Source organism: Massilia genomosp. 1 (genome assembly GCF_011682185.1).
Lineage (GTDB): Bacteria > Pseudomonadota > Gammaproteobacteria > Burkholderiales > Burkholderiaceae_D > Telluria_A > Telluria_A rubra.
The window spans coordinates 46482-56632 of sequence record NZ_WHJF01000037.1 but is presented as its reverse complement, the minus strand read 5'-3'; the positions used below and the strand labels follow the sequence as shown (position 1 = coordinate 56632).

Annotated in this window: 9 protein-coding genes; 3 read left to right on the top strand and 6 right to left on the bottom strand. The window is 65.4% G+C overall.

Features of this window, described 5'->3' with window-relative positions:
• Positions 1-210 precede the first annotated feature (210 nt).
• The 5 genes from rplI to F1735_RS15695 all read right to left on the bottom strand — a co-directional run bounded on the left by rplI (position 211) and on the right by F1735_RS15695 (position 2057).
• Positions 211-663: a 50S ribosomal protein L9 gene (gene rplI / locus F1735_RS15715; protein ID WP_166891657.1), complete on the bottom strand. Its 453-nt coding sequence runs from the start codon at positions 661-663 to the stop codon at positions 211-213.
• Positions 664-689: 26 nt separating this feature from the next.
• Complete coding sequence (gene rpsR / locus F1735_RS15710; protein WP_008450941.1) at positions 690-980, bottom strand: 30S ribosomal protein S18; 291 nt, start codon at positions 978-980, stop codon at positions 690-692.
• Positions 981-1014: 34 nt separating this feature from the next.
• Complete coding sequence (gene priB / locus F1735_RS15705) at positions 1015-1308, bottom strand: primosomal replication protein N (RefSeq protein ID WP_167237808.1); 294 nt, start codon at positions 1306-1308, stop codon at positions 1015-1017.
• A 41-nt stretch (positions 1309-1349) separates the two neighbouring features.
• Complete coding sequence (gene rpsF / locus F1735_RS15700) at positions 1350-1754, bottom strand: 30S ribosomal protein S6 (protein WP_167237807.1); 405 nt, start codon at positions 1752-1754, stop codon at positions 1350-1352.
• A 138-nt stretch (positions 1755-1892) separates the two neighbouring features.
• Positions 1893-2057 carry a DUF29 domain-containing protein gene (locus F1735_RS15695; protein WP_167237806.1) on the bottom strand — a complete coding sequence of 55 codons (165 nt, stop codon included), beginning with the start codon at positions 2055-2057 and terminating at the stop codon, positions 1893-1895.
• A 131-nt stretch (positions 2058-2188) separates the two neighbouring features.
• Between F1735_RS15695 and lexA the strand changes: the two genes are divergently transcribed.
• On the top strand, positions 2189-2824 hold the full coding sequence (lexA, locus tag F1735_RS15690; protein WP_167237805.1) for a transcriptional repressor LexA: 636 nt from the start codon (positions 2189-2191) through the stop codon (positions 2822-2824).
• Positions 2825-2858: 34 nt separating this feature from the next.
• On the opposite strand, the gene F1735_RS15685 is transcribed toward lexA, so the two are convergent.
• Positions 2859-3584 carry a tetratricopeptide repeat protein gene (locus tag F1735_RS15685; RefSeq protein WP_167237804.1) on the bottom strand — a complete coding sequence of 242 codons (726 nt, stop codon included), beginning with the start codon at positions 3582-3584 and terminating at the stop codon, positions 2859-2861.
• A gap of 194 nt (positions 3585-3778) precedes the next feature.
• Between F1735_RS15685 and F1735_RS15680 the strand changes: the two genes are divergently transcribed.
• Both F1735_RS15680 and F1735_RS15675 read left to right on the top strand, forming a co-directional pair.
• Positions 3779-7465 (top strand): WGR and DUF4132 domain-containing protein, encoded by a 3687-nt coding sequence (locus tag F1735_RS15680; RefSeq protein ID WP_167237803.1) that lies wholly within the window; start codon positions 3779-3781, stop codon positions 7463-7465.
• Positions 7456-10149, top strand: a complete 2694-nt coding sequence (locus F1735_RS15675) for a DUF4132 domain-containing protein (protein WP_167237802.1) — start codon at positions 7456-7458, stop codon at positions 10147-10149. Before F1735_RS15680 ends, F1735_RS15675 begins: the two co-directional genes overlap by 10 nt.
• Positions 10150-10151 lie beyond the last annotated feature (2 nt).

The window sequence follows — 10151 nt, the reverse complement described above, 5'->3', positions numbered from 1 at the left end:
CGCAGTTTCGCTCCACGCTTCCTCCCCACAGTCGGTCGCCCTTCCGCAGTTGCGCTTCACTTCGCTCACTGTGGTCAGCTTGCGGGAGGACTTGCACCTCCAAGAGTGCGCCCATGCTGGGCGCACGTAAAAAAAGCCGGGAAGACCCGGCTTTTTCTTAGTTGCATTGCAAGCATGATGCCTGCAATGCAACAGTGTGACATGCCTTACTTAAGCAGCTTCGCCAACAACAGCGATCGTGATCTCAGCCACCACGTCGGTGTGCAGGGCGACTGCGACAGCGTGTTCGCCAGTCGTTTTCAGCGGGCCGGTAGGCATGCGTACTTGCGATTTTTCTACAGCGAAGCCCGCTTTCGTCAACGCTTCAGCGATGTCGAAGTTGGTGACCGAACCGAACAGACGGCCATCGACGCCCGCTTTTTGAGCGATCGAGATGGTCATGCCGCCCAGCTTGTCGCCTTGGGCCTGGGAAGCGGCCAGCTTGGCAGCTGCCGCTTTTTCCAGTTCGGCGCGCTTGACTTCGAATTCAGCGACAGCCGATGCGGTAGCACGGCGAGCCATGCGTTGCGGGATCAGGAAGTTACGTGCGTAACCGTCTTTGACTTTAACAACATCGCCCAGGTTGCCGACGTTAACAACTTTTTCCAACAGAATGATTTGCATAGAGTTCTCCAGTTTATCCGCAGCGATTAAGCGTGGTGCAGATCGGTGTATGGCAGCAGCGCGAGGTAGCGGGCGCGCTTGATTGCGGTGTCAACCTGACGCTGGTAGTGCGCTTTGGTACCGGTCAGGCGTGCTGGCATGATCTTGCCGTTTTCCTGGACGAAGTCTTTCAGGGTGTCTACGTCTTTGTAGTCGACCTGTTCAACGTTTGCTGCGGTGAAGCGGCAGAATTTCTTACGCTTGAACAGTGGGTTCTGTTGTTTGCGCTTTTCTTTAAGCTTGAGCTTGTTCTTGTCGAATTTTTTACCGAATGCCATTTGAGGCTCCTGTATCTAAAAATGTGCTGACGCCTCAGGCGGCGGCACAGAAATCAATGATGTGAAACACCAGGCTTTTGCTGCTGCGGTTCTTCTTGGCCAGAAATCCCGTGAACTGATGAACGGCGCCCAATTCGGCCTGGCTGAATCGTCCCGAAATCTCGCCCGCGGCAAGCGCGGTGATCTCGAATTCGACCAACCTGGCAAGCCCTGCTTCCATCTGCTGCGAACTGTGCAGCAGGGTGGCGGTCACGATGGGCACGCCGGCCGGGGTGTAGCGCAATACGTCGCGCTCGCAAATCTGGGCTACGAACTGGAGTTGATTCACCGAGGTGAGGTCAATTCGCGTTCAGGGAATCTTGTCAACAATTACGCTGCTGCGGCTGGAGCTGGCGCTGGCGCGGCTGCAGGAGCAGGCGCTTCAGTGCGGTGGCTCTTGGCTGCGTCTTCACGTTGTACCGATTTCATCATCGGCGACGGTGTGGTTTCAGCCTTCTTCATCTTAACGGTGAGGTGACGCAGCACGGCATCATTGAATTTGAACGCGGTTTCGAGTTCCACGAGGGTCTCGTTGTCGCATTCGATGTTCAGGCAGATGTAGTGCGCTTTTGGCAGCTTCTGGATCGAGTAAGCCATCTGGCGACGGCCCCAGTCTTCAACACGGTGAACCGAACCGCCGCGCGTGCTTACGCTGGCTTTGTAGCGTTCGATCATCGCCGGGACTTGCTCGCTTTGGTCCGGGTGGACGATAAAAACGATTTCATAATGACGCATGCATAACTCCTTAGGGACGTTTAAACAAATGCCCACCTCGGCGTCAAGACGAGTGTGGGAAGGGAAAGCCGGCGATTATAGCGTGAAATGGAGCAACAGACAAGGACGCTGTGAGGCGCTTACGGGTTTCGGCGGCGTTTATGGCACAACATTCTTTTTGCGACGCTGTTCCGCGCACGCAACGATGTGCCCGAGATGAGCTGCGGGTTCCCTGCGCTCCGCCCGCAGCAACTGCGCCTGCTGCTCGCGCCACAGCACAAAATCGTCCTCATAACCCACCGGTGAAACCGCCAGCCGCTCCATGACGCGCCTCCTTTGGTCCTTGTTGGACAGCCCCTGTCGCAAATAATTCCCCGTTCTGCCAATTAACCCTTGCATTGCGCGAAATACTGTACAAAAATACAGTCTGTCCATATACACAGTCCCGCACATCGATGATCAAGCTCACACCACGGCAAGAACAAATCCTCAACCTGATCAAGGATGCGATCGAGAACACGGGCTTTCCTCCGACCCGTGCCGAGATCGCCAATGAACTGGGCTTCAAGTCGGCCAACGCGGCCGAAGAGCACCTGCAGGCGCTCGCGCGCAAGGGCGCCATCGAAATTTCGCCGGGCACCTCGCGCGGCATCCGCCTGATCGGCGCCAGCGTCGACGCCATCGCCATGCCGCCGCCGAACCTGCTCATGTCGCTGCCGCTGGTCGGGCGCGTGGCCGCCGGTTCGCCCATCCTGGCGCAGGAACATGTGGAAGCGACCTACAGCGTGGACCCGGCGATGTTTTCGTCGCGCCCCGATTTCCTGCTCAAGGTGCGTGGCTGGTCGATGCGCGACGCCGGCATCATGGATGGCGACTTGCTGGCCGTCAAAAAGGTCGACAGCGCCAAGAATGGCCAGATCGTGGTGGCCCGCATCGGTGACGACGTCACCGTCAAGCGCTACAAAAAGACTGGCTCGCTGATCGAACTGCTGCCGGAAAACCCGGACTTCAAGGTCATCCACGTCGATCCGGCGACCGACGATTTCGCGCTCGAAGGCCTGGCGGTGGGCTTGATGCGCAGCTGGAACTGAGGGCGCGGGCGCGGCCCGGCTGCGCCCGCCTGCTTCAGTCGCCCTTGCGCGGCGCGCTTGCGGCCGCATCGGTCACGATGCGGTTGTGTTCCTTGATATAGGCGTCGGTGGCGCTGCGCCAGGCGCCGAAGTCGGCCAGCACCAGCTTGGCCGAAACCTTGGCGTTTTCGGCGATGCCGGCATACACGCCTTCCAGGTGCAGGCGCGACTGCTCGGTTTCTTCCTTGGTCAAGAGGTCGGCGATATCCTTGGGAATGCGCTTGGTCAGCGGGCTCGCGTCGTTCAGCTTGCGCACGAAGGCGTTGTAGCAATCCTGCCACGCGGCGACCTTGGCCGAGACGCTCTCGATCTCGTCGTTCTGCTTCGACATGGCCGGAATGCGCGGCGCCGGACAGCGGAACTGGCCTGCGCTGAACTCGGCGCCATCGTATCCGGATATCCAGTAATCGAGCTCGGCGCGCCGCGTCTCGCGCTTTTTGATCATCTCGAGCGAGCCGGCGGCGCTCTTGTTGCCCTTGGCCGCCGATTTCTTGAACCAGGCTTCGGCCTTGGCCAGGTCCACCGTCCCCGCCTCGCCGTAAAAATACATTTCGCCCATGTGCAATTGGGCTTCGGCATTGCCGGCGTTAGCCAGTTTGGTGTAGAGCTGCAGCGCTTGCGGATAGGATTTTTTCGCGAACAGGGCGTTGGCGTCGGCCAGCTCGTCCGCTTGCGCCACGCCGCCCAGCATCAATGCCAGGCAAAACAGGGTTTTCTTCATTGCATGTCTCACGATGGGATGTCCGGATGCGCATCATAACCGGATTGGCACGGCTCGACAGGGGCACCGCTTTGCCGTAAAGTATCATTTTTTGCAACACTTATCTTATCATTCGTTATGAGCAAGCGAAACAAGTGTACGGCGCGCGCCGGCAGCCGCTTCCCCCTTCCCTTCAAGCTCGCTTAGGACGCCGAATGCGACGTTTCGAGTGTTGCGAAGGCGCGTCCAACAAATTCTGGGAAGTCGAGCAGGATGGCTGCGATCTCCATGTCCGCTACGGCAAGGTGGGCACGGCGGGACAGGGGCAAACCAACACCCATCCTGACCGCGCCACGGCGGTGGCGGCAATGGACAAACTGATACGCGAAAAAACCGGCAAGGGCTATGCCGAGATCGGCGCAGCGCCGCCGCTGGCGCCTGTGCCAGCCGCGCCAGCCGCACCCGCCCCGCTCCCCATCGCGCCCGCCATCGCCGCGCCAGGCGCTGTGGCGCCCTGGCTGGCGGTCGAGCCGCTGGTCGACATATCGCCCGCACTGGCAGCGCTGGCAATGCCGTCGCGCCGGTTCCCCGGCATGGCGCGCGCCATCGACGCCGGCGCATGCTGGGACGACTTCAAGCTGGTCACCCGCCATTGCACCTTCAGTGCGGAGCTCTCCGATCCCGCGTACCGCGATGCCGTGGCCGAAACCATCGAGCGCATCGCCCAGGACCGGCGGCGCGGTTCGCCCCTGTCGGACGCCATCATGATGCTGCTGGAAGCGAAAACCGGTTCCGCCTACGGCGAGGTGCATACCAGCGCCTTCACCGACTTCCTGGTGAGCGACAGAGGCTTGCCCTACGCCGTCGCGGTGTATCTGCAGCGGCTGGGAATGGTCCTCGATCAGGAGCGCGATCCCTCCGGCCTGGCGTACGCCATCAGCGCCGACGTGGACAATAGCGGCTACAGCTGGTTAACCGGCGGCTATCGCGAGGCCGACATGCTGTTGCGTGAGCACCTGGCGCAGGCGCGCGAGGAGGACTGGAACGCGTGCGTGCGGTCGATGCGGCAGGCCGCACCATCGCTGCCCGACTGGCGCCGTCCCCTGCTGGCCATCCTGCTGCCCGATGCGCCGGACCTGGCCAACGAACTGACCCTGGGCACGCAGTCGCCGGAAGGCCAGCCTCCCGCGCCCTGGTTCGAACAGTACGAGTGGTTCAAGGCCTACGCCACCTCGGACGCCGCCATCAAAGCGTTGCGCCGCTGGCCCAAGGCGGCAAGCTGCGGTGAGCACAACATCGGCACATCGGCCAGGCACGTGGCCACGGTGGTGCGCGACCGTGGCGCCGGCGCGGTCGCGCTCCTGGCCCCGCATGCCATCTACGAGGAAACCTCGGACGGGCTCAGTTGCATCGGCACGCACGAAGCGATGACGGCGCTGGCGCTTGAAACACTGGGCAGGTCGTATTCGTCCGCGCGTTTTGACGCGGCGGCCGCGCGCTGGCCGCAAGCGGCGATGGCCGTGTTGAGCGAATTGATTGCCAGGGATGGCTGCGGACCGCATTTCGCACGCTGCGCGCTGGCCGGGGTACTCGCCAGCAGCGCCCACATGGTTCCGGCGTTCAAGCCGTGGCTGTCGGCAGGTGCGTGGAAGGTACTGTCGAACGCCGCCGCGCGCTACCTGGCCGTGCCGGACATCGCCGACGCGGCCGACCTGCCGCCAGTGCTGGTCAACCCGCCCTGGAACAGGCCATCGAAAAAACCGGCCTGCGCAGCCGCGCTGGCGCTGGCCCCGATGCCCCTGGCGCCGGTCGAACGCTGGAGCGCGCAGCAGCGCGAACAACTGGGCAAGGAGAGCCGCCACATTCACTACCACGGCCCGGCCACGCCGTTCGCCGACGCCGCCATCGCGGCCGGCGACGCCGATGCGCTGATCGCGGCATGGCGCGCCAGCACCGGTTCCTACCATCCGCCGGAACAAGGCGCGCGCCTGATCGGCACGCTGCCGGCGCCGCTCAACGCCCAGGTCTGGAACGCGCTGGCCGCTACCGACATCAATCACCCCGGCTGCGCCATCGCCGCCACGGGCCTGGCCGGCTTGCCGGCCCTGGTGGCCCTGGTCGCACAGCAGCCGGTCGATAACCTGGCCTACGCGCTGCACTTCGGCGCGGTCGAACTGGCCGCGCCGGTGGCGCGTGCCTACGCCATGCTCAAGCCGAAAAAAATGATCGCCAGCGCGCGCAGCTGGCTGCTGCGTAATCCCGAACATGCCGCCTGCGGCCTGGCCGCCGCCGCCCTGGGCGAAGCGGGCGCGCCGCGCGAGCAGGCGCGCCAGGCCCTGCGCATGCTGGCCGGCGCCGGCCATGACGGCGTGCTGATGGAGGTCGCCGCCCGCTATGGCGACGCTGCCGTCACCGACGCCATGCGCGCCATGCTCGATGAAGATCCGCTCACGCTGCATCCGCCCAAGATCGGCAAGTTGCCGTCCTTTTGGGACCCGCCCGGATGGACCCGCCCTCTCTTGTCCAGCAACGGCAAGGCGCTGCCCGACGCGGCGCTCGACATCATCGGCGCCATGCTGCGCTTTCCCCACACCGACCGCATTTACGCCGGCGTGACCCAGCTCAAACAGGCCTGCACGCCGGACTCGCTGGCCGATTTCGCCTGGGAGCTGTTCCGCGCCTGGGTTGAACGCGGCGGCGAAACCAAGGAAAACTGGGCGTTTTACGCGCTCGGCATGCTTGGCAACGACAACAGCGCGCGCATGCTCGCGCCGCTGGTGCGCGCCTGGCCTGGCGAAAGCCTCAACGCGCGCGCCGTGGTCGGCCTGGACGTGCTGGCCATGATCGGCAGCGACACCGCCCTGATGCTCCTGCACGGGATCGCCCAAAAGGTCAAGTTCCAGGCACTGCGGCACCACGCATACGACAAGATCGGCGAGATCGCCGCATCGCTCGATCTGGGCACCGAGGAACTGGAAGACCGCCTGGTCCCCGACCTGGACCTGGACCAACACGGCGAGATGCAGCTCGACTTCGGCCCGCGTCAGTTCCGCGTCGGCTTCGACGAGGCGCTCAAGCCCTGCCTGCGCGATGCGCAGGGCGCGCGCCTGGACGAGCTGCCCAAGCCGAAAAAGACCGACGACGCCGCGCTGGCGGCGGCCGCCGTGGCGCGCTACAAGCTGCTCAAGAAGGATGCGCGCAGCATCGCCGCCCAGCAGGTGCTGCGCCTGGAACAGGCAATGTGCGGGCGGCGGCGCTGGACCGCGCACGCCTTCCGTGACTTCCTGGCCGGCCACCCGCTGCTGCGCCACCTGGTGCAGCGCCTGGTGTGGGGCGCGTACGACGGCGACGGCACGCTGCTGGCCAGCTTTCGGGTCGCGCCCGACGGCGGCTGCACCGACCATGCGGACGACGCCTTTGCACTGGCGCCGGGCGACGCTATCCGCATCGGCATCCCGCACCCGCTCGAACTCGACCCGGCCGTCCTGGCCGCCTTCGCCCAGCTGTTCGCCGACTACGAACTGCTGCAGCCGTTTGCCCAACTCGCGCGCGACACCTACACGCTCACGCAGGCCGAGCGCGACGGCCAGGCGCTGGCGCGCTGGGACGGCGCCGTGGTCAGCACCGGGCGCTTGCTTGGCCTGGTCGAGCGGGGCTGGCACCGCAACATCGGCAGCGGCGGCGAGACGGTCGAATTTTCAAGGTGGTTCGGCCGCGGCAAGCTGGCGCACCTGCACATCGCGCCGGGCCTGACGGCAGGCTTCATCCACGGTGACGAACAACAGACGCTGGTCAGGCTGGTTCTCGAACACTACCGCGTCGACGAGGACGCGCGCCTGTCCGCGCTCGACCCGATCGATGTCAGTGAATTTATCCGGGTAATGGAGCAATTATGCGCGTGATGCCGCCGTCCGCTTCCATCGCGCCTTGGCTGGCGGCCGGCGCGCTGGCCGACATGCCGCCCGAACTGGCCGCGCATGCCCTGCCCTCGCGCCGCCACCCCGGTCCACCGTTTTGCGCGACCAGCAGGGAGCGCTGGGTGCTGTTCCTGACCCGGATGCGCGAAAACTGTACGCTGCAAGCGGGCGGCGACTGCGCGCACCAGCCGGTCGTCATCGACACCATCGAGCGCCTCGCCAAGCGCAGGCAGCTCGGCACGCCGGAAACCGATGCGGTCCTGCTGGCGATGGAAAAAATCAACGAGAAAAATCGGCCGGCGTCGGAAGGCTGTCCTTTTCTCGACGTGCTGGTGGCGGACAAAGGTCTGCCGTATGCCTTCGACATCATGCTCAGGGCGCAGCGCATATGCCTCGAACCGGTTGCCGGCCCCGATAAGAACGGCCATGAAGTGCATGCCAACAGCGGCGGCGCCCGTCAATTCTATGGCATCACCGACCTGGCCCTGCGCGCCCATCTGGCGCACGCCCCGCAACAGGTCTGGGAACAATGCGTCCGCATGGCGCGCGACGCGGCAAAGGAACTGCATACCAGCACCCGCCCGCTACTGGCCGCGCTGCTGCCCGATGCACCGGAACTGGCCAACGAACTGGCGCTGACGCTGCAGCCGGAAACGGACGACAAGGGGCGAGCGCAATGGTGCGGCAACTACGCATGGCTGATCGTCTACGCCAGCTCGCCCGAAGCACGGCGTGCGCTGCGCCTGTGGCCGCGCGATGAGGCCCTGCGCGACGACAGCTTTCATCAATCGCCGCGCGCCGTCGCCACCGCATTGCAGGACCGCGGGACCGACGCTGTCGATGCGCTCAAGGACGGCGTAAGGCACGCGCAGACGGTACAGGCGCTGGCCTGCATTGGCACGCCGGAAGCGATCATGACCCTGGTGCAGGGCCACTGCGCGCTGCCGCCCGGCTATCTGGGCGACGCCGGGAGGCGCTGGCCCGATGCCACCATGGCGGCGCTGAGCCAACTGATCGCCCGGGATCACTGCGGCCCTGAGCGCGCGCGCCAGTTGCTGGCCGGCGTGGTGGCTATCCACGCGCACCGGGTTCCCGCCCTGCGGCCATGGATTGCGGCGCCGGCCTGGAAGGTGCTGTCGGTCGCCGCCGCGCAGTACATCACGATGCGCGACTGCGCCGTCACCAGCGAACTGCCAGCGGTGCTGGCTGCGCCGCCCTGGCGCGGCAAGCTGCCGGCCTTCTGGACACCGCTGGTGTGGACCCGTCCCCTGCTGGCCGCCGGCGGCAAGGCGCTGCCCGATGACGCGATGGATGCGCTTGGCGCCATGCTGCGTTTCCCGGACCCTGATGGGGTGCATGCCGGCGTCACCCAACTCAAGCAGGCATGCACGCCCGATTCGCTGGCCGATTTTGCGTGGGAGCTGTTCCGCGCCTGGACAGAGGACGGCGCCAGGGGCAAGGAAATCTGGGCTTTCCACGCACTCGGCCTGCTCGGCAACGACGAGAGCGCGCGCAGGCTTACCCGCCTGCTGCGCGCCTGGCCCGGCCAGGGCCTGCATGCGCGCGCCGTCATCGGCCTGGACGTGCTCGCGCGGATCGGCAGCGACATCGCCCTGATGCTGCTCAACGGCGTCGCACAAAAACTCAAGTTCAAGCCGCTGCAGGACCGCGCGAGGGAAAAGATCGCGCAGATCGCCGACCTGCGCGGCCTGACGCGCGAAGAACTGCAAGACCGCCTCGCGCCCGACCTCGGCCTCGATGAGCAAGGCACCCTGCTGCTCGACTTCGGTCCGCGCCAGTTCCATGCCGGCTTCGACGAAACGCTCACGCCATTCGTGCGCGCCGCCGACGGCACGCGCAGCGCCGACCTGCCCAAGCCGAAAAAGAGCGACGACGCCGATCTGGCGACGGCGGCGGTCAAGCGCTTCAAGCTGCTCAAGAAGGATGCGTACACCATCGCCGGCCAGCAGGTGCTGCGGCTGGAGCTGGCCATGTGCGCGCAGCGGCGCTGGCCGGTGCAGGTGTTCTACGACTGCGTGGTGAGGCACCCGCTGGTGCGCCACCTGGCACAGCGCCTCGTGTGGGGCGTGTACGACGCCGCCGGCGGCCGCTTGCAGGCCTGCTTTCGCGTCACGCCCGAAGGCGCCTTGAGCGATGCGGCCGACGACGCCTTTACGCTGCCGCAGGGCGACGGCGCCGTGGTCGGCATCCCGCATGCGCTGCACCTGGCGCCGGCCGACGCCAACGCCTTCGCCCGGCTGTTCGCAGACTATGAACTGCTGCAGCCGTTTGTGCAGATCGGGCGCGACACGCACATCCTGGACGAGGGCGAAGAAAAGCGCCACGCGCTCGGTCGCTGGTACGGCGAGGTGGTGCCGACCGGGAGCCTTCTCGGGCTGCTCGAGCAAGGCTGGCGGCGCGGCCCGATGCAAGATGGCGGCGCGCTGCTGGAAATTGCCAGGGACCTTGGCGGCGGCTATGCGGCGGCCCTGGACTTCGCGCCCGGCATCCTGGCCGGCATGCCAGGCGAGAACGCGCAGCAAACCCTGGGCTCGGTGGTGATCTGGCGGCCCGGCCAGGACGGCACCCGCGACAGCGCGCCCTTGTCCTCGCTCGACGCGGCGGTCGTCAGTGAGCTCATTGGCGACATGGCGCGCTTATGCGCATGAAC